This window comes from Pantoea agglomerans, from assembly GCF_021397715.1.
Taxonomy (GTDB): domain Bacteria; phylum Pseudomonadota; class Gammaproteobacteria; order Enterobacterales; family Enterobacteriaceae; genus Pantoea; species Pantoea astica.
This window is the reverse complement of sequence record NZ_CP090207.1, coordinates 649,667-672,593: the sequence shown is the minus strand read 5'-3', so window position 1 is coordinate 672,593 and position 22,927 is coordinate 649,667. Positions and strand designations below refer to the sequence as shown.

The following is a 22,927-nucleotide window of genomic DNA, read 5'->3' as shown; positions in this document are numbered from 1 at the left end:
TTATCTCAGTTGACTCAGCGCCTCACGCATTCCGTGGGCGATGATGTTTTGCAGGTGTCGGGCCACCACAGCCACCAGTCCGGGTCGCTGGGTTAAATCTTCACCCCAGTGTTGCGTATCGCTTAGTACGCTCTGCACCAGTTGCTCCGGTGAAATCTGATCTGCCTGCAGCGCCGTCCATCCTTCGGCGTAGCGCTGCAGCCAGTGTGCATCATCCTGCAGCGGCCAGCTTTTTTCTGCCGATTCGCCGCGATAAAAAGCGATCAGCGCCGCCAGCGCAAAGGTAATGCGGGTTGGCCATTCGCCGTTTTGCTGATGCGCAGCCAGCAACGGTGTCAGCAGCCGGGTGCGGAATTTAGTCATGCCGTTCAGCGCAATCGACAACAGCGCATGGCGAATAAATGGATTGCGGAACCGGCGCTGCACCGCATCGGCAAAAGCGTGCAGCTCGCTGGCGGGCAGGTCGAGCGTCGGGATCACTTCGTCACGCAGCAGTCCATCGACGAAACCGGCAATCGCCGGATCGTCCATCGCCTCACCGACGCTCTCCAGCCCGGCGAGAAACGCCACCGGAACCATCGCGGTGTGCGCACCATTGAGGATGGCTACCTTCTGCGCTTTATAGGGCGCAATGTCATCGACGTGGCGCACCTGCGGTGCCAGCGCGTTCAGCTTCAGCTCGGTAAACAGCGCCGAGGGCCCCTGAATCACAAACTGGTAGTAGACTTCACCCGCCACCAGATAACGATCTTCGTAGCCCAGTTCCGCTTCAATCTGCGCGCTTTCGGCCGGGAAGCCGGTAACGATGCGGTCCACCAGCGTGTTGTAGAAAGCACAATGCTGATGAACCCAGGTGTTAAATTCTGACGGCAGATGCCAGTGATCGGCGTAGCGCAGCACCCTATCGCGCAGCGTGTCGCCGTTATGGTCAATCAGCTCGCACGGCACCACCAGCCAGCCCTTGTCGCTGGCTCCGCCGAAGTGGGAATAGCGCGCCCACAGCAGCTGCGTCAGTTTGCCAGGGAAACTGCTGGCAGGCTGGTCGGTGAGTTGATCCGTCCCGACAAAGGCGATACCCGCCTCGGTGGTATTGGAAAATACCATCCGCAGATCGGGGTTGTGCGCCAGCGCCATAAAATCCCCGAACTGCTGATAAGGCTGAATCTCGCGGTTCAGGCTCCGAATCAGCCGGGTTTCGCTCACCGACTCGCCCTGGTCGTTCAGACCGCGAATCAGCGTGGTGTAGAGACCATCCTGCTGATTCAGGCTATCGCTGACCTCACGGTTACGCGGCCGCACCACCACGATCCCGGCATCGGTGCCCTGATGTTCGTTAAGCCAGTCAATCTGCCAGTCAATAAAGGCGCGCAGAAAGTTTCCTTCGCCGAACTGGATCACCCGGTCGCGATAGACCGCACCCGGAAAGTCGTGACGGTTTAGCCTTTTCATTCTCAGGCTCCCAGCTCAATGCCAAAGTAATCGCGGGCATTGTTGAAGCAGATGTTTTGCACCATCTCGCCTAACAACGCCTCATCCGCTGGCGCTTCGCCCTGCTCTACCCAGCGACCGATCATCTGGCACAGCAGACGACGGAAATATTCGTGACGGGTATAGGAGAGGAAGCTGCGGCTGTCGGTCAGCATCCCGACGAAGCGGCTGAGTAAACCGATCTGCGCCAGTTGAGTCATCTGACGCTGCATACCATCCAGCTGGTCGTTGAACCACCAGGCTGAACCGAACTGCATCTTGCCGGCCTGACCCTCGCCCTGGAAGTTGCCTGCCATGGTCGCCAGCACTTCGTTGTCGCGCGGATTCAGGCAGTAGAGGATAGTTTTTGGCAGCGCATTGTTGAGGTTCTGCGCCCCCAGCAGGCGGGCCAGCGGTTCCGCCAGCGGCTGATCGTTGATCGAGTCGAAGCCGACATCCGGCCCTAACAGCTGATACTGACGCGGGTTGGTGTTGCGTAACGCGCCAATGTGATACTGCTGCACCCAGCCGCGACGGGCATATTCACTGCCCAGCCACACCAGCACGGCGGTTTTGAACTGGGCGGTCTCGTGCGGGTCAGGTGCGGCACCGCTGCGGCGGCGAGCCAGAATGGCGTCCAGCGTAGCGTCGTCCGCCTCGGCATAACAGACCACGTCCAGCGCGTGATCGGAGACTTTACAGCCGTGCGCCGCAAAGTGATCCAGCCGCTGATTAAGTGCGCTACGCAGATCGTCAAAACGCTGCACGCTGATGTCAGTCAACTGCTCCAGCGTCTCAATCCACGGCAGGAAAGTTTCCGCTTCGATATTGAAGGCTTTGTCCGGCCGCCAGCTCGGCAGCACTTTGACCGTGAAGCTGCTGTCCTGTGCCAGTGCGTGGTGATGACGCAGATCGTCCAGTGGATCGTCGGTGGTGCCGACCATCTTCACCTTCATCTGCTGCATGATGCCGCGCGTGGTAAAGCTGTCCTGCGCCAGCAGTTCGTTGCAGCGATGCCAGATGTTATCCGCGGTTTTTTCCGACAGCAGCGTATCGGTAATGCCGAAAGGCCGGCGCAATTCCAGATGGGTCCAGTGATAGAGCGGGTTGCCGATGGTATGCGGCACGGTGCGCGCCCAGGCATCAAACTTTTCACGATCGCTGGCATCACCGGTACAGAACGCCTCCGGTACGCCGTTGGCGCGCATCGCCCGCCACTTGTAGTGATCGCCTTTCAGCCAGATGTCATAAAGGTTTGCGAAGCGATAATTTTCGGCAATCTGCTGCGGCGGCAGGTGGCAGTGATAGTCGAAAATCGGCTGATCCTTCGCGTAGTCGTGATAGAGACGACGGGCGAACTCGTTATCCAGCAAAAAATCCTCGGTCATAAAACGCGACATAGCAACATCCTCATCAACTGAACCGCTAATGGCCCAAAGTTATCATACCAATTTAAGCCCGCTGCGGATTTATTTGCGATCCTGCTCACATAAACGGCGTTCTCTGTCGACGGTTATGGACACTTTTGTCGGCTGTAGCGTGCTAAATGGCTGTCATTTCGCAGGTTTCCAGTATCCCACAGCGCAGAAAGGGTTTTTGTGATGGCTCTCAACTTTTAAAGTTGTATAACAAGTTAGGCTCTCGCTCCATCGTGAGGGTGTTTTGACTCACAAACGGCAAGGTCAGTTAAAGGTCGCTCAGACAGGACCTGCGGGCGTGAGCAGAGCTGCATCACGAGCTGTCCCGCTCCAGATAACAACAGCGGCAAGACCGCATACAGAACTGGAAGAGGTAGAGGATGCGTAAAATCAAAGGGTTACGCTGGTACATGATTGGACTGGTAACGCTCGGCACGGTGTTAGGCTACCTGACCCGTAACACTATCGCGGTGGCAGCACCCACGCTACAAACTGAGCTGCATATCACCACGCAGCAATACTCCTACATCGTGGCGGCCTATTCGGCCTGCTACACATTGATGCAACCGGTGGCGGGCTACGTACTTGATCTGCTCGGCACCAAAGTCGGATATGCGGTATTTGCCGTGCTGTGGGCCATCTTCTGCGCCGCAACAGCGATGGCTGGCAGCTGGGGCGGTTTCGCGCTGGCACGCGGTGCGGTCGGCGCGGCGGAAGCGGCGATGATCCCGGCGGGGCTGAAAGCCAGCAGCGAGTGGTTTCCGGCTAAAGAGCGCTCGGTCGCGGTCGGTTACTTTAACGTCGGCTCCTCTATCGGGGCGATGCTGGCACCGCCGCTGGTGGTGTGGGCGATTATGGCGCACAGCTGGCAGATGGCCTTTATCATCACCGGCGTCCTGAGCATGGCCTGGGCGTTATGCTGGCTGGTGTTCTATAAGCACCCGAAACAGCAGACTAAACTCAGCGATGAGGAGCGCGACTACATCATTTCCGGTCAGGAAGCGCAGCATCAGACCGGTAACACGCGCAAAATGTCGGCGCTGGAAATTATCCGTAACCGTCAGTTCTGGGGCATTGCGCTGCCGCGTTTTCTGGCTGAACCGGCCTGGGGTACCTTCAACGCCTGGATCCCGCTGTTCATGTTTAAGGTTTACGGTTTCAATCTGAAAGAGATTGCGCTGTTTGCCTGGATGCCGATGCTGTTTGCCGACTTTGGCTGCATTATTGGCGGCTATCTGCCACCGCTTTTTCAGCGCTGGTTCGGCGTTAACCTGATCGTTTCACGTAAACTGGTGGTGACGATGGGTGCGGTGTTAATGATTGCACCTGGTACTATCGGCCTGTTTACCAGCCCGTATGTGGCTATCGCTCTGCTGTGCGTCGGCGGTTTTGCTCACCAGGCGCTCTCGGGTGCCCTGATTACCCTCTCCTCTGACGTGTTTGGCCGCAACGAAGTCGCCACCGCCAATGGCTTAACCGGCATGGCAGCCTGGACTGCCAGCACCATGTTTGCGCTGGTGGTCGGCGCGCTGGCGGATACGCTGGGCTTCAGTCCACTGTTCGCCGCGCTGGCGGTATTCGATCTGCTGGGTGCCGTGGTGATCTGGACCGTATTGAAAAATAAACCAATTTCAGAGCTCACGCCTGCGGTAACCGCGCCACAGGGTGCAGTGGTTCGCAGCTAACCTGCCGGGCTGGCGCAAGTCAGCCCATTTCCTCGCCCGTCATGAAGTGGTATAACAACTCACTGTTTGTTACCTGGACTGTGCTATGGACCTCACTGAATCCCGTCGACTCTATCAACAGCTGGCCAGCGAGCTGAAACGCCGCATTGAAGCCGGGATCTATCCGATCGGCGAAAAGCTGCCTGCCGAGCGTCTGATTGCTGAGGAGATGGAGGTCAGCCGCACCGTGGTTCGTGAAGCGATCATCATGCTGGAAGTCGAAGGCTATGTTGAGGTGCGCAAAGGATCGGGTATCCATGTGATGGCCAGCCAGCAGCAGCATCGCATTGCTCCCACCAGCAGCCTGCTGGAGTTCGCCACTTTCGGCCCGTTCGAGTTACTGCAGGCTCGTCAGCTGATCGAAAGTAACGTCGCCGAGTTCGCCGCTACCCAGGTGACGCGTCAGGATATTATTGACCTGATGGCGATTCAGGAGAAGGCGCGCCAGGAAGATCATTTTCGCGACTCTGAATGGGATATGCAGTTCCACGTTCGTATTGCCCAGTCGACCCAGAACAGCGCGTTAGCCGCCATTGTTGAAAAAATGTGGCTGCATCGCCTGCACAATCCTTACTGGCTCAAACTCCACGAGCACATCGATCAGCGCAGCATCCTCAGCTGGTGCGACGACCACGATCAAATCCTCAAAGCCCTGATGCGTAAAGATCCGGCCGCCAGTAAACTGGCGATGTGGCAACATCTGGAAAATACTAAACAGATGCTGTTCAATGCCACGGCAGATGACTTCGAATTTAACGTTGACCGTTACATGTTTGGTGAAAATCCGGTCATCCTGCCTGACGGGTCGAATAACGCCCGCTAACCGTGGTTAAAAAGCGCTCAACATGGTCAGTTAATCTGCAATAGTGTCAGGTCATGTAAAGCTCCTTTTTACACGCCGTTTCACAAGGTAAAACTCCTGTTCGCCGACGAGTTTTCCTGTCTCGGACAGGTGATTTTTGTTACAGTTATCGCCCTTTTCTTACCCTTTGCGACAGGGGTTTATAAAGTCGCTGATTTAACGATCAATTCTGGAAGGATCCGGAAAATCCTGCCCAGGCTGCGCGCCTAAAATTTACAACTAACTGCCAGTCTGTGCTCAAGTCCCGGTGGGACATGTTTAACAATGATGTTCAGGAAAGATTGATGGATATTTTGCAAGCGTTGCTGCATGCCTTGTGGCAACAGGACTACGAAACGCTTTCCGACCCCACGCTGGTATGGGCCATTTACGGCGTGCTGTTCATGATTCTGTTTCTGGAGAATGGCCTGCTGCCCGCCGCATTTTTACCAGGCGACAGTCTGCTGATTCTGGTCGGCGTACTGATTGCCAAAGGCACCATGAGTTTTCCGCTAACCATTCTGGTGCTGACCACCGGCGCCAGCCTGGGATGCTGGGTGAGCTATATTCAGGGCCGCTGGCTGGGTAATACGCCCACGGTGCAAAAATGGTTGTCACACCTGCCCGCCCAGTACCATCTTCGCGCCCACAGCCTGTTTCACCGGCACGGGTTATCTGCCCTGCTGATTGGCCGCTTTATCGCTTTTGTCCGTACTCTGCTGCCGACCATCGCCGGATTGTCCGGTCTGAGCAATGCCCGCTTTCAGTTCTTCAACTGGGTCAGCGCCTTCCTCTGGGTCGTCATTTTAACCGTGCTGGGCTTTGCCCTGGGCAAAACGCCGATTTTCCGCCGTTATGAGGATGAGCTGATGTTCTTCCTGATGATGCTGCCGCTGGCGCTGCTGGTGTTTGGCCTGGTGGGATCGCTGGTGGTGTTGTGGCGTAAACGACAGGCGGATCAAAACGGGAAAGCTGAGTAATGAAATTACTACAGGCTATTCCGAAACGGTGGTTACCCTGGGTGATCGCGGGCGTGTTTGCGCTGATTGCGATTGGCGTGGCGCCAACCCTGATGCGCCATGAAACGGTGGTGCAGATTCGCGTTTCCCATGCGGGCGCGACCCTGCCCGACGGCTTCTACCTCTACCAACAGCTCAGCGCTCAGGGGATTCGCATCAAAAGCATCACCCCATCTGGCGACGCGCTGATTATTCATTTCGACAGTGAAGAACAGAGTCTGGCGGCGCAAAAAGTGTTGCGTCGTCTGTTGCCTCAGGGCTTTATTGTGGCGCAGCACGAACAGTCTCAACGCCTGTCGCTGGCCTGATCTTCCCTTCCTCGCTGTTCGCACCTCAGACCCTGCCCACAGGGTTCGGGTCTGAGGTGAACTCTATCTCCCGGTGTTCTTTGAACTTTTTACCGCTGATGTCTATGCTTAACCGAGAGTTGATTCTCAGCACGCGCCGCAAGCAAACAGGCTGCGTGGTGACGGGTCAGGTAACAACGGAAGGTACCAAGCCTGATGAAATATCATCTGTTACTGGGAATGGCGCTGCTGTCGCTGTCAGGATTGTTGCTGGCGGCGGAGTCGCTGTGTCAGCAGAAAGAGCAGGATATCCAGCGTGAAATTGCGGTGGCGCAGAAGCATAACAATCAGCGCCGCGTTAACGGCCTGGAGCGCGCCCTGACTGAAGTCCGCGCTGACTGCACCGACAAGAAGCTGGAAGCAGCGCATCTGGAAAGAATTAACGCTCAGAAACAGAAAGTGGCTGAGCGCGAACACGAACTCAAGGAAGAGCGTGATGAGGGCCATGACAAGGACAAGATTGCTAAGCGACAACAAAAACTGGATGAAGCGCGCCGGGAGCTGAAGAAGTTACAGGCGGAGCCCTATTAATCGGAATTAATCTACTGATGTTAAAGGAGTATTTTATGTCTAAAGACACATCATCGGAACATTTGCGTGCTGAACTGAAAAACCTTGCTGACACGCTGGAAGAGGTGCTGAGCAGCAGCACTGAGAAATCCAAAGGCGAGCTGGATAAGCTGCGTAACAAAGCGCGTGTGGCGCTGGACAGCTCCCGCGAGCGCTTAGGGGAATCCAGCGAGCGTATCGCTGCCACCACCCGCGAAGCCGCGCAGAAAGCCGAAGGCTATGTGCGTGAAAATCCATGGCATGGTGTCGGTATCGGTGCAGCGATTGGCGTCGCACTGGGCATCCTCATTTCGCGTCGATAACTATGGCAGATTCACAGCATAACCACGGCCCGGCTAAAGGGGTCATAAACATCGGCCAGCGTATTGTGACCACGCTGGTGGGTATGGTTGAGACGCGCGTCCGTCTGGCAGTGGTGGAACTGGAAGAAGAGAAAGCTAACCTGATACAGCTGCTGTTGATGGTCGGCCTGACGATGCTGTTCACCGCTTTTGGCCTGATGAGTCTGATGGTGTTGATCATCTGGGCAGTGGATGCGCAGTATCGTCTGATGGCCATCGCCATCACCACCGGCACGCTGTTCCTGCTGGCGATTATCTTCGGGCTCTGGACGCTACGTAAATCGCGTCAATCCACGCTGTTGCGCCACACGCGCAAAGAGCTGGAAACCGACCGCGGCTTACTTGAGGATCAACGTTAATGAGCCGCCGCGAGCGTGAAGAACGCATCCATGAACTGCTCAAGCATGTGCAGCAGGAGCGACTTGATTTAAGCGCTGCGCGCCGTGACTGGCTGGAAGGGACCGCCCATTACGACCGCGGCTGGTTTACGTTCCTCAGTTTACGGCGCTATCTGGCGATCGGCAGCAGCGCGCTGGCGATCTACTCGATTCGCAGTCCCAACATGCTGTTACGCTGGGCAAAACGCGGATTTGGTGCCTGGAGTACCTGGCGCATGATCAAGTCCGCTTTGCCGCCGCGTTAATCCTGCTTAAAGCCGGTCCTGAACGGACCGGCTTCTCTTCATCAGAATTTCTGAAAAACATCGACAGTATATATCGCTTACAACCTTTCCACGCCGCGACTATCATCTCCAGCTATCAACCCAATGAATGGCAGCACAGCTTTCAGCGGGAATAAACCCTGCGGGCAACCTGCCCTGCAATACTGATAGCGTTGGAGTAAATGATGAAAAAATTCGAAGATACTGGTCTGCTGCTGGCTCGCATCCTGATGCCAATTCTGTTCATTACCGCTGGCTGGGGCAAGATTACCGGTTATGCGGCAACCCAGCAGTACATGGAAGCGATGGGCGTGCCTGGCTTCATGCTGCCACTGGTTATCCTGCTGGAATTTGGCGGCGGCCTGGCGATTCTGTTCGGTTTCCTGACCCGTTTCACCGCCCTGTTTACTGCCGGCTTCACTATCCTGACCGCGTTTCTGTTCCACAGTAACTTTGCCGAAGGCGTGAACCAGCTGATGTTCATGAAGAACCTCTCCATTGCGGGCGGCTTCCTGGTATTAGGTCTGGTGGGTCCTGGCGCGTACAGCATCGACCGCATGCTGAGCAAAAGAAAACCACAGGCTGCGATTGCACGCTAATCTGCCGTAACGCGTATTCACACATATACTTAACAGGGCGAGGAGATAACCTCGCCCTGTTTGCATTGGAGGCGATATGGGACAGTTAATTGACGGTGTCTGGCATGACACCTGGTACGACACCAAATCTACCGGTGGACGATTTAAGCGTTCAGTATCGGCATGGCGCAACTGGGTTACCGCCGATGGCAGTGCCGGCCCTGACGGGAAAGCTGGATTCACCGCCGAGCGTGACCGTTATCATCTCTATGTCTCGCTGGCCTGCCCGTGGGCGCACCGCACTCTGCTGATGCGTCAGCTGAAAGGGCTGGATAGCATGATTGATGTGTCCGTGGTGCATCCACTGATGCTGGAAAACGGCTGGACCTTTGATGATGAGTTTGAGGCAGCGACCGGCGATAAGCTATATCAGAACGAGTTTCTCTATCAGCTCTATCTGCACGCCGATCCGCACTACAGCGGCCGCGTGACGGTGCCGGTGTTGTGGGACAAGCAGCAGAACACCATTGTCAGCAATGAATCCGCCGATATCATCCGGATGTTTAACAGCGCGTTTGATGCGGTGGGCGCCCGCGCCGGCGACTACTATCCGGTTGCCCTGCGGGAGAAAATCGATGAGCTGAACGGCTGGATTTACGACACAGTGAATAACGGCGTCTACAAAGCAGGTTTCGCTACTTCACAGTCGGCCTATGACGAAGCGGTCACCGCGCTGTTTCATTCGCTGTCACGGCTGGAGCAGATCCTTGGTCAGCATCGTTACCTGACTGGCGATCAGCTGACCGAAGCAGATCTGCGGTTGTGGACCACGCTGGTCCGTTTTGATCCGGTCTATGTGACCCATTTCAAATGCGATCGTCATCGCATTGGTGATTTCATTAATCTGAGCGGTTTCCTGCGGGATATCTATCAGATGCCCGGTATCGCAGAGACGGTTAACCTGCCGCATATCCGTCACCACTACTATTGCAGCCACAAGACCATCAACCCGAACGGCGTGATTTCGCTGGGTCCGGCGTTTGACTGGGATGAGCCACACGGCCGCGGTTAAGCTCTTTGCGCATCACGCTATAAAGCAAAAACCCCGCCGGAGCGGGGTTTTTGGTAAAAAGCCGACGCTGACCGTTAAGCCGCGTTCTTTTCACGGAGAGCGTCGTGGACAGTCATTCATCCTGCCATCGCGCATCGCAAAGCAAAAACCCCGCCGGAGCGGGGTTTTTGGTAAAAAGTCGACGCTGACCGTTAAGCCGCGTTCTTTTCACGGAGAGCGTCGTGGACAGTCATTCATCACTGTCGGCTCTTAGCCCGCAAAGCAAAAACCCCGCCGGAGCGGGGTTTTTGGTAAAAAGTCGAAGCTGACCGTTAAGCCGCGTTCTTTTCACAGAGAGCGTCGTGGACCGTCATTCATCCTGCCACCGCGCATCGCAAAGCAAAAACCCCGCCGGAGCGGGGTTTTTGGTAAAAAGTCGAAGCTGACCGTTAAGCCGGGTTCTGTCGTGGACAGTCATTCATCTAGGCCAGCAATCACTCACTGGCTCAAGCAGCCTACCCGGGTTCAGTACGGGCCGTACCTTGTGAACCCCTATTTGGCCTTGCTCCGGGTGGAGTTTACCGTGCCACGAACTGTTGCCAGTCGCGCGGTGCGCTCTTACCGCACCCTTTCACCCTTACCTGATCCCATTACTGGGCCATCGGCGGTTTGCTCTCTGTTGCACTGGTCGTAGGCTTGCGCCTCCCAGGCGTTACCTGGCACCCTGCCCTATGGAGCCCGGACTTTCCTCCCCTCTGCCCGTCTCCCCACAAGTGGGGACGACGACAAAGCGGCGACTGTCTGGTCAGCTTCGGCGCGGGATGATAGGGCATTCGCCGCCATTTGTCACGCCTCTTGCTGCTCCAGCGCATACTTATACAGCGCATTTTTCTTCACGCCATGAATCTCAGCGGTCAATGCAGCGGCTCGCTTGAGCGGTAACTCTTTCTGCAACAGCGCCAGTGTGCGCAGCGCATCAGGCGGCAACGCCTCTTCGTCGGCTTTGTGCCCTTCAACAATCAGCACCATCTCGCCTTTGCGACGATTTTCATCTTCTTTGACCCAGGCCAGTAGCTCGCCGACCGGTGCCCCGTAAATCGACTCCCAGGTTTTGGTCAGCTCACGCGCCAGCACCACGTATCGGTCAGCGCCCAGCTCGGTCACCATATCCTGCAGGCTGTCCAGCAGGCGATGGGTGGATTCGTAAAAGATCAGGGTACGCGGTTCCTGCACCAGCGCGCGCAGCACATCACAACGGCCTTTAGTTTTGGCCGGCAGAAATCCTTCGTAACAGAAACGATCTGAGGGTAATCCAGCGGCACTCAGCGCCGCGATCGCCGCACAGGCACCAGGCAGCGGTACGACACGGACACCGGCTTCGCGACAACGCCGCACCAGATGATAGCCGGGATCGTTGATCAGCGGCGTGCCGGCATCGGAAACTAAGGCTATGCTTTGCCCCTCTTGCAGCTTCGTCAACAGCAGCTCAGCCTTCTGCTGTTCGTTGTGGTCGTGAAGTGCGAAGAGTCGCGCATTGATGGCGAAATGTTGTAGCAACAGCCCGGTATGACGTGTATCTTCCGCAGCGACCAGATCGACGCTCGAAAGCACCGTCAGCGCCCGCTGGGTGATATCACCCAAATTACCAATCGGGGTTGGAACGATGTAGAGCGTGCTGGCAGAAATCTCTGCCCGATCGAGTTGTTTCATTGTTTCATCCGAATTGCCGATTTAATATTGAGCATCTTGAAAAAAACATCACTGGATACAGTATGCTTCCTTCAAAAGTCGTTCGTCGTAAAGCAGGACGCTTTCTGCCTGTCGTTCTTGCCGGGCTGATTTTAGCCGCGTGTAGCGGTCAGGGGCCGCAAACCTCAACCGTCAATATTCAGGGGCCTGCCACGGCTAATTCAGCCTATTACCTGCAACAAGCGCAGCAAAGCAGCGATGATAGCAAGACCGACTGGCAATTACTTGCAATCCGCGCCCTGTTGAAGGAAGGAAAGTATCCTGAGGCGACCCAGCAGTTAAGCCAGTTGCCACAACAGCTATCAGAGACTCAGCAGCAGGAGTTACTGCTGTTACAAGCGCAACTGCAGCTGTCGACACAGCAGATCAAAGAGGCGCAGGCGCGCTTACAGCAGGTGAAAACCGGTGCGCTGTCGCAGGATCAGCTGGCGCGTTACTACGGTTTGCAGATTGCCAGCGCGCAGGGCCGTCCTTCGCTGTCGCTGTTGCGTACCTATATTGCGCAGGAGCCGCTGCTGAAAGGTCCCGATCACCAAAGTAATATTGACGCCACCTGGCAGGCACTGACGCAGATGCCGCAGCAGGAAGTCAGTAATCTGGTGATTAACGCTGACGAAAATGTTCTGCAGGGCTGGCTGGATCTGCTCGCTGTCTGGCGTGCCAATAGCCAGGATGCTGAGATGCTGAAGTCCGCCATTAAAGACTGGCAGACCCGTTATCCACAGAACCCGGCGGCGAAGACCTTACCGACTCAGCTGAGCCAGATGCAGAATTACACCAAAGCCTCGACCAGCACCATTGCGCTGCTGCTGCCGCTGAACGGTCAGGCGCAGGTGTTCGCCAATGCGATCCAGAAAGGCTTTAATGACGCGAAGAATGGCCTGCTGACGCCAGCACCACAGCCAGCGGCCGCACAGCCCGCGACAGCGGATGCTACCGCCAGTGCGCAGCCCGCCGCCAATGCTGACGCGGTGGTCAGTCCATCCGCCGCCCCAATCAGCGCGCCGCAAGCGCAGCCAGCCGGGACGGCAACGCAACAGCCAGCCGCCGCCCAGCCTGCCGCAACCCAACCTGCTGCCACGCCACCGGCCGCCGCAGAACCGGCCAGCAACGCGCAGATCAAAGTCTACGACACCAGCAGCCAGCCGATTCAGCAGGTGATGCAGCAGGCGCAGCAGGATGGCGCAACCATCGTGGTTGGTCCGCTGCTGAAGAGCGATGTTGAGCAGGTCGCTAACAGCCAGACGCCACTCAATGTGCTGGCGCTTAACGAGCCGGAAAAGATCCAGAACCATCCGAATGTTTGTTACTTTGCGCTTTCTCCTGAAGACGAAGCGCGCGATGCCGCGCACCATATCTGGGATCAGGGCAAGCGTCAGCCGCTGCTGCTGGTACCGCGCAGTGGATTGGGCGATCGCGTGACTAACGCCTTTGCGCAGGAGTGGCAGTCACTGGGCGGCAGCACCGTGTTGCAGCAGCGTTTTGGTTCCACCGCCGAGCTGAAACAGGGTATCAACAGCGGCGCAGGCATCAGCTTATCCGGCACGCCGGTGAATGCTGCGCCAGCCGAACCTCAGGGCGTCTCGATTGCGGGCGTGACCATTCCGGCCCCGCAGCAGAGCACGCCAGACGTCGCCAGCACCAGCGGTGACGGCGCGGTCGATGCGGTCTATATCGTTTCGACGCAAGGCGAGCTGCAGCTGATTAAACCGATGATCACCATGCGTACCGGCAGCCGCAGCAACATCGCGCTCTATGCCAGTTCACGTAGTGCGCAGGCGGGTGCCGGTCCGGACTTCCGGCTGGAGATGGATGGCCTGCAGTTCAGCGATATCCCGCTGCTCTCCGGCACCAATCCGGGCCTGATGCAGCAGGCATCGAAGTCCTTTAACAATGACTATTCGCTGGTTCGCCTGTATGCGATGGGGATTGATGCCTGGACGCTGGCGAATCACTTTAACCAGATGCGTCAGTCACCGGGCTTTACGCTGGATGGCAATACCGGCAAGCTGAGCGCCGATGCGGATTGTGTGATCAACAGGAAGTTGACATGGAACCAGTATCGTCGGGGCGAAATCGCGCCAGCCAACTAAATCGCCGTCAGATTGGCGCCGGGCATGAACAGCGTGCCCGTCGCTATCTTGAGCAGGCAGGCCTGAAATGGGAAGCCAGCAATGTCCATTGTCGCGGCGGGGAACTTGACCTGATTATGCGCGACGGGCACTGTTGGGTGTTTGTCGAGGTTCGCTACCGGCGCGATGCGCGTTACGGCGGCGCGCTCGCCAGCGTGACCCGCGAGAAACAACATAAGCTGCTGCGTGCCGCTGCTCTGTGGCTGGCACAACGCGGCGGCAGTTTTGAAACAGTGAATTGCCGTTTCGACATCATCGCCATTACCGGCACGGCGCTCGAGTGGCTGCCGAATGCCTTTAATGCAGACGTTTAGAACCAGGTGGTCGTGTGCAGGACAGAATTAAAGCGTGTTTTACTGAAAGTATCCAGACCCAGATTGCCGCCGCTGAGGCGCTGCCCGATGCCATTTCCCGCGCGGCAATGACGCTGGTGCAGTCGTTACTGAACGGCAATAAAATCCTGAGTTGCGGCAACGGCGCCTCATCAGCCAATGCGCAACACTTTGCCGCCAGCATGATCAATCGTTTCGAAACCGAGCGTCCCAGCTTACCGGCACTGGCGTTAAGCGCCGACAACGTGATGCTGACCGCGATTGGCAACGATCGCCTGCATGATGAAGTTTACGCCAAACAGGTGCGGGCACTCGGTCAGGCGGGCGACGTGCTGCTGGCTATCTCCACCCGCGGTAATACCCGTGACATCGTTAAAGCCGTTGAGGCCGCCGTTACACGCGATATGACTATCGTTGCGCTTACCGGGTATGATGGCGGAGAGCTTGCCGGACTGTTAGGTCCGCAGGATGTGGAAATTCGCATCCCGTCGCACCGCAGTGCCCGCATTCAGGAGATGCATATGCTAACCCTGAACTGCTTGTGCGATCTGATTGATAATACCCTGTTTCCACACCAGGAATGACCGAAGGAGCACCAATGAAAGCATTGAACGCTGTAGCCATTCTGTTAGCCGCAATGCTGCTGCAAGGCTGTGTTGCCGTGGTTGCTGGCAGCGCCGCTGTCGCCACCAAAACCGCCACCGATCCCCGCACCGTCGGGACCCAGGTTGATGATGGCACGCTGGAATTACGCGTCTCTAACGCCTTAGCCAAAGACCAGCAAATCAAAAGTGATGCCCGCGTGATCGCCACCGCTTATCAGGGCAAAGTGCTGCTGACGGGTCAGGCCCCTTCGCAGGAGATCGCCGATCGTGCCAAACAGATCACCATGGGTGTTGATGGCGCAACCGAGGTCTATAACGAAATTCGTATCGGCCAGAAAGTCACGCTGGGGACCTCCTCTTCGGATACCTGGATTACCACCAAGATCCGTTCGCAGCTGCTGGGCAGCGATCAGGTGAAATCATCCAACGTCAAAGTCACCACCGAAAATGGCGAAGTGTTCCTGCTGGGTCTGGTGACGCCGCAGGAAGCGCAGGCGGCGGCCGATGTGGCCAGTCGGGTGAGCGGCGTGAAGCACGTAACCACCGCCTTCACCATGCTGAAGTAAACCTCCGGACAGCAAAAAGGCGGCCCTGGCCGCCTTTTCTTATCGCTGAATCCTCAGACCGGAATATCAATAACCAGCGCCTGAGTTGCCGTTTTGGCAGTCAGCCTGAGCAGTTGCTCTTCCTGCAAAAATGCGCCATCACCACAGCCCAGCTTCTCCTGATACTCAGTCCCGGAGATCGCCTCCAGCGAGCCATGAATCGATTGCAGATAGGCGCGGGGTCCGTTTAACCGCATCGAATGCTGTTCACCGGGAGCCAGCTCAACCTGATGAATCCACACCTGCTGCCGCAGTTGCAGGCTGCCATCCGTGCCGTCCGGCGAGGCCAGCAACTGCGCGGTTTTTCCCTCCGACAGCACGATTTTCTGCATCCGCGGGTTTTCCCGCTCCGGACAGGCGGCCAGCCACAGCTGCATCCGCGTCAGCGGGCGATCTTTGCTCGGGTTGATTTCGCTGTAGCTGACGCCAGGCTGGGCCGAGAGCAGCAGCGCTTCCCCTTCCCTGACAATGATGTGGTTACCCTCACTGTCGCGGTATTCCGCTTCACCCTGCAGCACGATGTTCAGCACATCGACCTGCGGATAGGTGCGCGGCTGAAAGGCGGCACCCGGAGCCAGCACTTCCTGGTTCAGGACGCGTAACGAGGCATAGCCCATCAGTTTGGGATCGAAATAGTGGCCAAAAGAGAAACTGTAGCGCGCCTGCAACCAACCGAAATCGGCCTGACCACAAGCGGACGCACTGCGTGTTGTTATCATGATTTACCTCCAGCATCCGGTGGCGAGGATCGGCCACGGACTTTATACCCATATGGTAAAAGTCTGGACGCCGGATTGTTAGCCAGTTAATCTGCCTGGCATGTTCAAATTTCCTGACAGAGAACCGGGATGGCTAAAGAGCGTGCGTTAACCCTTGAATCTTTACGCGTTATGGATGCGATTGATCGACGCGGAAGTTTTGCCGCAGCCGCTGACGAACTGGGGCGGGTGCCTTCGGCGCTCAGCTACACCATGCAAAAGCTGGAAGAGGAGCTGGATGTGGTGCTGTTTGACCGTTCCGGTCACCGCACCAAATTTACCAACGTGGGACGCATGCTGCTGGAGCGAGGCCGGGTGCTGCTGGAAGCGGCCGATAAGCTGACCACCGATGCGGAAGCCCTGGCGCGCGGCTGGGAAACCCATCTGACCATCGTCACCGAGGCGCTGGTGCCGACCGAAGCGCTGTTTCCGCTGGTGACGCGGCTGGCAGATAAAGCCAACACCCAGTTTTCGCTGGTCACTGAAGTGCTGGCTGGCGCGTGGGAGCGGCTGGAACAGGGACGGGCTGACATTGTGATCGCGCCCGATCTGCACTTTCGCGCCTCGACCGAAATCAATACCCGCAAGCTCTACACCATGATGAGCGTCTACGTCGCCAGCGCCGACCACCCGATTCATAACGAGCCAGAACCGCAGTCGGAAGTGACGCGGGTGAAATATCGCGGCATTGCGGTGGCGGACACGGCGCGTGAGCGTCCGGTGCTGACCGTACAGCTGCTGGATAAGCAACAGCGCCTGACGGTCAGCAGCATGGAAGACAAGCGCCGTGCGTTGCTGGCGGGCCTGGGCATCGCCACCATGCCCTATTCGCTGGTTGAGCAGGATATTGCCGAAGGTCGCCTGCGGGTTGTGAGTCCGGAATACACCCGTGAAGTGGATATCATTATGGCGTGGCGTCGTGACAGCATGGGTGAAGCCAAAGCCTGGTGTCTGCGCGAGATCCCGCGACTGCTGGCGAAAAAGAGCTGATGCTGCGCTCCCCGCACCGCCGGGGAGAAAATGCCAGCTATGACCGGCTGAGACAGTCGATCGCCACCGCCTTAAAGCAGGCGAAGTCCGTACTGTCGCGCAGCCGGGTCATCGCTCTTTCACGCAGAAACGTCACGAACAGGTCGTAGATCGCCATCGCTTCTTCATATTCACTTTTGCTGATCGCCAGCAGGAAAATGACGTAGGCCGTGTCATCACCCCAGGCGATGCCGTGCGGCGCCAGCACGGTATAAACCACGGTTTTCTTCGCCAGCAGCCCCAGCGAGTGCGGCAGCGCAATCCCTTCACCCAGCATGGTGCTGACGATCGCCTCACGCTCCTCCACCGACGGATAAAATGCCGCATCAACATAGCCTTCCGCTTCCAGCTGATCGCAGAGCTGCCGGAACAGCGCAGACTGGGTCATCGGCCGGTCGACAATGTGAAAATGCTGAGCATCAAAAAATTTTGCCAACATATAGGGTCGGGTACGATCCACCAGCACCAGCTTGCCAATCTGCTCCAGCTGGAAGCCGGTCGGAAATGGCGACATCACCACCACCGGCTTCTCTTTTTCGCTGAGCCGGGTGGTAGAGATCACAAAATCTTCATCAATGCGGCTGCGCGCCTCATATTCCCGCTGCGACAAGCGGGCCGTCACCTGCAGCTGCGGGTATTTGCGCAGCAGCATCGCCTCAATCATCCGTAAAGTTGAGTTACCGCTGTCGCACACCAGCAGCACCTGCGGATGACGCTGATAGCCGACATCATAGTGACGCTCCAGTCCGACCCCGATATGCAGCACCAGAAAGCCGATCTCGTTCTCGCTGATAACATACGGGGTATATTTCCCCCAGCTGGTCACCGCCGCCAGCGTCACATCATAGGCCATCGGATAGTGCTGTTTAATGTTGCTCAGCAGCGGATTAGGAATATGAATCTGGTAGCGCACCCGGGTAATCATGGTTTTGATATGGGTGAGCAGATCGGCGCGCAGCTGCTGGTCGTTTTGCAGATTGAAGTTGTAATGGGTGTTGATAAAACTGAGCAGATAAGCGACCAGGGCGTCAGCATCATCCGCATTGATCGCGCTGGGTGCGATGGCCTGGATGCGCCGCGCGGCGATATTGACCCGCAGCCAGTTCTCTTCGGCAGGTGAGATCGGCTTACTCACCAGCGGCCGCATCAGGGTGATCAGCTGGTGCGCCGCTTCCCGCACTTCGTCGCCAATTTCTTCAGCACCGGGATCGTTGAGTGGATAACCTTCGCTGATGCGCCGGACCGCTACCGCACAGTAGATCCGCAGGTAGCGCTCGCCTTCATCACTGATGCGGATATTGTGCTGGGCGAAGCAGCTTTGCAGCAAGGGACGCAGCGTATCGAGCATCCCGCTGTTCAGTGCTTCGATGGTCAGCAGCGGGCTGTCAGGCTGCGCCTGATCGATCTCCCACAGCAGATCGGTCAGGCAGGTACGAATCGCCACTTCACTGCCAAACAGCTTCATACCGTAGTGCGGTTTGCTCTCAATCGTCAGGTGATAGCGCCCCAGCCACTCCCGCACTTCGGCCATATCGTTTTGCAAGGTGGCGCGGCTGACGAACCACTCTTCCGCCAGCTCCTCCAGCTTGATGGAGTAGGCTGCGGTGAGAAACCGGGTCAGCAGATAACGAATACGGTCTGGCGAGGTGCGCGGCACGCGCAGCGGTGACGCAGTCTGCTGTTGCAGATGCTGGAAACGCTGAGCATCCTCAACCTTTAGCTGATAGCCTGCACCACGGTTCAGAATAAACTGCGCGCCGTGCTGCGCCAGCAGCGCGTTCAGCGCGGTGATGTCAGTGCGCACGGTGCGCGTCGACACGGCAAAACGCCGCGCCAGTTCATCCTGAGGCAGCGTTTCGTTTTGCAGGGCATCAAACAGTTGCGCAAGGCGCTGATTGGGAAATCTCACGATGGTTTACCTGTTGCTGCGGTTGGAAAAAGCCGGCGTTCAGCCGTCAGCCTACGGGGATCGTGGGGCAACGTCCATATTGCCTGACGCCCGCCATTCAACGGGCTGGCGTCAGACGAGGCTCCTCAGGCCAGCAGCTTTTTACAGATTGCCAGCAGTTGCTGCACATCTTCAATCCGGGTTTCCCCGCTGGCTTTATCGATAATCGAACTGTAGACGTGCGGGATCACTTTACTGACGCCGGCGTCCAGCGCGATACGAATGATCTGTTCAACGTTATCCAGATCGATACCGCCGGTCGGCTCCAGCCAGAAATCCTGTCTGGCGCAGGCATCCGCCACGGCACGATACTCCTCCACCGTCTGCAGTCCGCCCATCGGGAAATACTTCACTGAACTGCCGCCCATGTCCTGCAGCATCGCGATGGCGGTGCTAATCGGGACAATCGCGTCATCACTTTTCGCACTGCGCGGTCCGGTGGAGATTTTTACCTTGCCCGGCGTGCCAGTGGGCGAGATTAACCCGTTAACCACCGTCTGCGACTGACCCAGCAGCGCACGGCTGGTGGCGACGCCGGTAAACACCTGGTTGACATGCTGCGGTTGCAGCACGGCGGAGATCTCACTCACCATCTGCGACTGACCCGGATCGCCCGCGCCGAGGCCGACCGACAGCGCATTGTCGATCAGCGCGGCATATTCCCGCATATCCGCGATCGCCGCCTCATTGCTGGCGTAGTTTTTCGACAGAACGCCGACCAGTACGTGTCCTTCTGCCGCCTGCCAGATAGCGCGCGCATTCTCTTTCGATCCCGCCAGTACGTTGAGACACAGGCGATCCTGATAAAAATGGGGTGTCAGCGTCATGCGTTTTTCTCTCCGGTTAACAGTGCCTGAATATGGGCAAAAATGGTCTGTAACTGATCGGCACTGACGCTGCGTACGTCCGCCTCAATGATCCCTTCGTTGGCTTTGTAGCCACGGAAGTAGATGGCGGTCTCACCGTTTTTCAGCGCCTGTACCAGATCGCCGGTGCGCTGTCGGATCGTGGCTTCATCAAAGGCGATCTCGGCACGGGCGATATCCCGTCCGGCGGCATCCCACACCACGCGGGCAGTGACGCCGTTGAGTTGATTAAGCTGGTCAATAAACGGCGTCATCTTTTCCACCATCTGCGCGCCGCTGATCTTCGGCTGAGTCAGATAGTTTTCAATCGCCTGCGTCAGGCCAAGAATGCCCTCTTTACCGACTTTCATCGCGCGGCCAATGCCGTTGGTCTGGCGTTTTACCCATTCGACATAGTCATGACGGCCGATCACCAGTCCGCTGGTCGGGCCTTCGATCGCTTTTGCGCCGCTGTAGATCACCAGATCCGCACCCGCCTGGTAATAACATTGCAGATCTTCTTCTGCGGCCGCATCGACGATCAACGGCACGCCATGCTGACGTGCCACTGCCGCCGCCTGCGCCACGTCGAGGTGGCTTTTCTGTACGCAGTGATGCGATTTTACATAGAGGATCGCGGCAGTCTGCGGAGTGATCGCCGCCGCCAGTTGCGCTGGCGAACACTCATTGCTGTAGCCCGCTTCCACCAGATGTCCGCCGCCCAGCGTCACCATGCTGCCGACCGGCGCGCCATAATTGACGTTATGCCCTTTCGGCACCACGATATGATGCGGCACGCTGAGTGGTGCCGCGTGCAGATTGTCCAGCAACCAGTCGTTATCTTTGACGATTACCGCCGCCACGCTCTGAGCGATGCCGGCGGAGGCGCAGGAGACCACCAGCGCATTCTCTACCCCAAGTAATCCGGCAATGTAGCTGCCGGTCTTGTTCACCAGATCCTTCATTTCGAAGTAGTGATCGAGACCATATTTCACCGTATCGATCACATCACTGCTCGGAGTTGAAACCCCAAGAATCGTCATACGGCCAGAGGCGTTAATCACCGGCTTCAGGCCATACTTTTCATATACCGAGCTCATTCACTGCTCCTTCTTTAATCGCGATCCACCGGCCAGCGACCACTGCCGCCAGCGGGACCAGATGCTGCTCACCCGCGACCTGTTCACCTTCTGAATCGATAAAGGGTCGGGTCTCTTCTTTCACGGTAAAAATGGTCAGATCGGCGTCGTAACCGACTTCCAGCCGGCCCTTGCGCGTCAGGCGCAGTCCGTCCGCCGCGTGGGCGGTGACGCAGTTAATCACCTGCGGCAGCGTCATGCCGACGCTGAAAAATTTCGACATCACGTGCGCCAGGCTGTGAACCGGTCCGGTCAGCCGATTGCGGCAGTAGATGTCGGAACTGATGGTGTCGGGCAGAATGCCCTGCGCGATGGCGACACGGGCTACCTCAAAACTGAAACTGGCGCTGCCGTGACCCACATCCAGTCTGACGCCACGGGCCATCGCCTGTTTTACCGCCGCTTTCAGCTCGCCCTGCGGCGTCAGAATGCGGTTGGGTTTACCGTTAAAGCAGTGAGTGATGATGTCGCCAGAGGTCAGCAAATCGGCAATCTGCGCCAGATCGGGCGGATTGTTACCGATGTGGACCATCAGCGGCAGGCCGCCCACCGCCTGCTGGATCGCTTTGGCTTTCACCAGCGGCTGAACACCGTTTTTACCCACGACGCTGCTGCTGATACGCGCCTTGAGGCCGACGATAAAGTCGGGCAGTCGCGCCACCGCCTGCGCCACCGCCTCGCCATCAATCTGTGACATATCAGCCAGTTCGTTCTGGGTAACAATGCCGGTGCGGGCGATATTGATCAGCGCATAGACCTGAGTCTGCGCGGCGCGCGTCAGCTGATAAAAATCATCAATGTGCTGCGCGCCGGTGCTGCCAGCATCCACCACGCTGGTGACGCCCTGACTGACGCCGATAGCATCGGCTTCATCATGGTAAATCGGGGACTTTGGGTAGCAGTGAACGTGGGAATCGATCCAGCCTGCACTGAGGTAGTCGCGGCCAGCCAGATCGCGCTCGCTGCGTGCCTGGCCGTTTACTTCGCCGATGGCCGCAATTTTGCCGTCCAGTACGGCAATATCCACCACCCGTTCATCACAGAGGCGCGCACGGCGAATGATTAAATCGAACATGGGGACTCCTTAACGGCAGCCCGTTGCCGGGCCGCCGGTGACATCAGAGCGCGATGGGGAAAATCGCACCGAGGATCATCGCACCGAGGATGGCTCCGCCGGTGATCGGCTTGTTCCACAGGTAGAACAGCAACGCACCCAGCAGCGACCCGAGGCCAATCGGAATCGACGCCGCCATCGCTGACAGAATGATGAGCGGTCCAAGGAAGCGGCCAGAGGCGTTACCGGCACCCATCATCACGTCAGCACCGTAGGTGGAGTCGCTCTGATTGATGGTGAACTTACGCGCCAGAATAATCAGGTAGCCAATCGCCACACCGATCACCAGGCCCGTCGCCAGCGAGGCGGCGAAGTTGGCCACCGGGAAGACGATGCCCGCCCCCAGCAACAGTGCCGGTACACCCAGCCCGACACCGGTCTGAATCGCACCGCCGATATCCAGAATACCGACCAGCGATCCCTCAATGATGCGGGCGAACAGGAAGCTGGCACCGAATGCAGCGACCGCGCCGTAGACGCCGGTTTCCATGCCCGCACGCAGCATTGAGACAAATGCCACCTCGTTGAAGGCGCCGATGCCATACAGGTAATACATATGCGTACCGGCAAACACGCCGGATGAGAGCAGGCCAACAAAGATCGGGAATGACCAGTCGGCGTACCAGAAGCCTTTATTTTCGTTCATCAGCATCG

Annotated in this window: 24 protein-coding genes and 1 other RNA gene; 15 read left to right on the top strand and 10 right to left on the bottom strand. The window is 57.5% G+C overall.

Going from position 1 to position 22,927, the window contains the following annotated elements; genetic code table 11:
• Together LZU96_RS03325 and uxaC are read right to left on the bottom strand one after the other, a co-directional pair.
• A complete protein-coding gene (locus LZU96_RS03325) occupies positions 1-1,449 on the bottom strand; it encodes a tagaturonate reductase (protein WP_233987053.1) in 1,449 nt (482 codons plus the stop codon).
• Positions 1,450-1,451: 2 nt separating this feature from the next.
• Positions 1,452-2,867, bottom strand: a complete 1,416-nt coding sequence (uxaC, locus tag LZU96_RS03320; protein ID WP_233987052.1) for a glucuronate isomerase — start codon at positions 2,865-2,867, stop codon at positions 1,452-1,454.
• Between the two features lie 398 nt (positions 2,868-3,265).
• On the opposite strand from uxaC, the gene LZU96_RS03315 reads away from it, so the two are divergent.
• From LZU96_RS03315 to LZU96_RS03270, 10 genes are all read left to right on the top strand, one after another.
• The gene (locus LZU96_RS03315; protein ID WP_233987051.1) at positions 3,266-4,570 is read left to right on the top strand and encodes an MFS transporter; all 1,305 of its coding nucleotides are present in this window, start codon (positions 3,266-3,268) and stop codon (positions 4,568-4,570) included.
• Between the two features lie 85 nt (positions 4,571-4,655).
• Positions 4,656-5,432 carry a transcriptional regulator ExuR gene (gene exuR, locus LZU96_RS03310; RefSeq protein WP_233987050.1) on the top strand — a complete coding sequence of 259 codons (777 nt, stop codon included), beginning with the start codon at positions 4,656-4,658 and terminating at the stop codon, positions 5,430-5,432.
• A 323-nt stretch (positions 5,433-5,755) separates the two neighbouring features.
• Positions 5,756-6,430: a DedA family protein gene (locus LZU96_RS03305; protein WP_031377213.1), complete on the top strand. Its 675-nt coding sequence runs from the start codon at positions 5,756-5,758 to the stop codon at positions 6,428-6,430.
• Positions 6,430-6,777: an EnvZ/OmpR regulon moderator MzrA gene (gene mzrA / locus LZU96_RS03300; RefSeq protein WP_233987049.1), complete on the top strand. Its 348-nt coding sequence runs from the start codon at positions 6,430-6,432 to the stop codon at positions 6,775-6,777. The genes LZU96_RS03305 and mzrA overlap by 1 nt, the downstream gene beginning before the upstream one ends.
• Positions 6,778-6,972: 195 nt before the next feature.
• Positions 6,973-7,347 (top strand): DUF1090 domain-containing protein, encoded by a 375-nt coding sequence (locus LZU96_RS03295; RefSeq protein WP_233987048.1) that lies wholly within the window; start codon positions 6,973-6,975, stop codon positions 7,345-7,347.
• A gap of 35 nt (positions 7,348-7,382) precedes the next feature.
• On the top strand, positions 7,383-7,688 hold the full coding sequence (locus LZU96_RS03290; RefSeq protein ID WP_031377216.1) for a DUF883 family protein: 306 nt from the start codon (positions 7,383-7,385) through the stop codon (positions 7,686-7,688).
• A gap of 2 nt (positions 7,689-7,690) precedes the next feature.
• Complete coding sequence (locus LZU96_RS03285) at positions 7,691-8,086, top strand: phage holin family protein (RefSeq protein WP_233987047.1); 396 nt, start codon at positions 7,691-7,693, stop codon at positions 8,084-8,086.
• On the top strand, positions 8,086-8,370 hold the full coding sequence (locus tag LZU96_RS03280) for a YqjK-like family protein (RefSeq protein ID WP_233987046.1): 285 nt from the start codon (positions 8,086-8,088) through the stop codon (positions 8,368-8,370). Before LZU96_RS03285 ends, LZU96_RS03280 begins: the two co-directional genes overlap by 1 nt.
• Positions 8,371-8,573: 203 nt before the next feature.
• The gene (locus tag LZU96_RS03275; protein ID WP_233988120.1) at positions 8,574-8,987 is read left to right on the top strand and encodes a DoxX family protein; all 414 of its coding nucleotides are present in this window, start codon (positions 8,574-8,576) and stop codon (positions 8,985-8,987) included.
• A 76-nt stretch (positions 8,988-9,063) separates the two neighbouring features.
• Positions 9,064-10,038, top strand: a complete 975-nt coding sequence (locus LZU96_RS03270; protein WP_233987045.1) for a glutathione S-transferase family protein — start codon at positions 9,064-9,066, stop codon at positions 10,036-10,038.
• 413 nt (positions 10,039-10,451) lie between these two features.
• On the opposite strand, the gene rnpB is transcribed toward LZU96_RS03270, so the two are convergent.
• Together rnpB and rsmI are read right to left on the bottom strand one after the other, a co-directional pair.
• An RNA gene (rnpB, locus tag LZU96_RS03265) (RNase P RNA component class A) lies at positions 10,452-10,830 on the bottom strand.
• Between the two features lie 33 nt (positions 10,831-10,863).
• Positions 10,864-11,727 (bottom strand): 16S rRNA (cytidine(1402)-2'-O)-methyltransferase, encoded by an 864-nt coding sequence (gene rsmI / locus LZU96_RS03260; protein ID WP_233987044.1) that lies wholly within the window; start codon positions 11,725-11,727, stop codon positions 10,864-10,866.
• Between the two features lie 62 nt (positions 11,728-11,789).
• On the opposite strand from rsmI, the gene LZU96_RS03255 reads away from it, so the two are divergent.
• From LZU96_RS03255 to dolP, 4 genes are read left to right on the top strand one after another with little or no spacing between them, the layout of a single operon-like run.
• Positions 11,790-13,859: a penicillin-binding protein activator gene (locus LZU96_RS03255; RefSeq protein WP_233987043.1), complete on the top strand. Its 2,070-nt coding sequence runs from the start codon at positions 11,790-11,792 to the stop codon at positions 13,857-13,859.
• On the top strand, positions 13,817-14,212 hold the full coding sequence (locus LZU96_RS03250) for a YraN family protein (RefSeq protein ID WP_233987042.1): 396 nt from the start codon (positions 13,817-13,819) through the stop codon (positions 14,210-14,212). The genes LZU96_RS03255 and LZU96_RS03250 overlap by 43 nt, the downstream gene beginning before the upstream one ends.
• Before the next feature lie 14 nt (positions 14,213-14,226).
• Positions 14,227-14,814 carry a DnaA initiator-associating protein DiaA gene (diaA, locus tag LZU96_RS03245; RefSeq protein WP_233987041.1) on the top strand — a complete coding sequence of 196 codons (588 nt, stop codon included), beginning with the start codon at positions 14,227-14,229 and terminating at the stop codon, positions 14,812-14,814.
• Between the two features lie 14 nt (positions 14,815-14,828).
• Positions 14,829-15,401, top strand: a complete 573-nt coding sequence (dolP, locus tag LZU96_RS03240) for a division/outer membrane stress-associated lipid-binding lipoprotein (RefSeq protein WP_233987040.1) — start codon at positions 14,829-14,831, stop codon at positions 15,399-15,401.
• Between the two features lie 53 nt (positions 15,402-15,454).
• Here dolP and LZU96_RS03235 read toward each other — a convergent pair whose 3' ends face one another.
• The gene (locus tag LZU96_RS03235; RefSeq protein ID WP_233987039.1) at positions 15,455-16,159 is read right to left on the bottom strand and encodes a pirin family protein; all 705 of its coding nucleotides are present in this window, start codon (positions 16,157-16,159) and stop codon (positions 15,455-15,457) included.
• Between the two features lie 129 nt (positions 16,160-16,288).
• On the opposite strand from LZU96_RS03235, the gene LZU96_RS03230 reads away from it, so the two are divergent.
• A complete protein-coding gene (locus LZU96_RS03230) occupies positions 16,289-17,188 on the top strand; it encodes a LysR family transcriptional regulator (RefSeq protein WP_233987038.1) in 900 nt (299 codons plus the stop codon).
• A 37-nt stretch (positions 17,189-17,225) separates the two neighbouring features.
• Here LZU96_RS03230 and LZU96_RS03225 read toward each other — a convergent pair whose 3' ends face one another.
• The 5 genes from LZU96_RS03225 to LZU96_RS03205 all read right to left on the bottom strand — a co-directional run bounded on the left by LZU96_RS03225 (position 17,226) and on the right by LZU96_RS03205 (position 22,919).
• Positions 17,226-19,136 carry a BglG family transcription antiterminator gene (locus LZU96_RS03225; RefSeq protein WP_233987037.1) on the bottom strand — a complete coding sequence of 637 codons (1,911 nt, stop codon included), beginning with the start codon at positions 19,134-19,136 and terminating at the stop codon, positions 17,226-17,228.
• 125 nt (positions 19,137-19,261) lie between these two features.
• Positions 19,262-20,002: a 2-dehydro-3-deoxy-phosphogluconate aldolase gene (dagF, locus tag LZU96_RS03220; RefSeq protein ID WP_233987036.1), complete on the bottom strand. Its 741-nt coding sequence runs from the start codon at positions 20,000-20,002 to the stop codon at positions 19,262-19,264.
• The gene (locus LZU96_RS03215; protein WP_233987035.1) at positions 19,999-21,120 is read right to left on the bottom strand and encodes a DgaE family pyridoxal phosphate-dependent ammonia lyase; all 1,122 of its coding nucleotides are present in this window, start codon (positions 21,118-21,120) and stop codon (positions 19,999-20,001) included. Before LZU96_RS03215 ends, dagF begins: the two co-directional genes overlap by 4 nt.
• Positions 21,104-22,234, bottom strand: coding sequence for an amidohydrolase/deacetylase family metallohydrolase (locus LZU96_RS03210; RefSeq protein ID WP_233987034.1), 1,131 nt, complete (start codon positions 22,232-22,234; stop codon positions 21,104-21,106). Before LZU96_RS03210 ends, LZU96_RS03215 begins: the two co-directional genes overlap by 17 nt.
• A 43-nt stretch (positions 22,235-22,277) precedes the next feature.
• A complete protein-coding gene (locus tag LZU96_RS03205; protein ID WP_094120578.1) occupies positions 22,278-22,919 on the bottom strand; it encodes a DUF4310 family protein in 642 nt (213 codons plus the stop codon).
• Positions 22,920-22,927: the final 8 nt, after the last annotated feature.